We start from the raw sequence: 537 nt of genomic DNA on the forward strand, positions 1-537 counted from the left end.
GCCCAGGATCACGATCCGGCCGGGCTTGAGGCGCTTGAGCTCGGTAGCTACCGGAGCAGGCACGCCACCCGGAGCCAGCAGTAGGACCGGCCCACCACCGACCCCGCCAGCAGGACCACCAGACAGGGCATCAGGGAAGTTCGCGCCCGTGGCGACGTACGCCACCGACACTCCGGGCTGGAACGTCGCCGCACTCACCGCTGCCGATGTCGCATACCGGTCGGCTCCCGCGACYCGCGACACTTTCYCAGTCGTGAACGACCCCAAGGCCGTGGAGACGTTGGCCGACACCGTGCCGGTCCCGCCCAGGATCACGATCCGGCCGGGCTTGAGGCGCTTGAGCTCGGTAGCTACCGGAGYAGGCACGCCACCCGGAGCCAGCAGTAGGACCGGCCCACCACCGACSCCGCCAGCAGGACCACCAGACAGGGCATCAGGGAAGTTCGCGCCCGTGGCGACGTACGCCACCGACACTCCGGGCTGGAACGTCGCCGCACTCACCGCTGCCGATGTCGCATACCGGTCGGCTCCCGCGAC

General features: G+C 70.0%; 1 protein-coding gene. It reads right to left on the reverse strand.

Annotated features, from left to right (window positions below; translation table 11 throughout):
- A partial coding sequence (locus AC1DV7_RS18210; protein ID WP_477598744.1) for a cell wall-binding repeat-containing protein occupies positions 1–537 on the reverse strand: 537 nt, incomplete at both ends.

The sequence above is a fragment of the Pedococcus sp. P2_E4 genome (assembly GCF_056403935.1).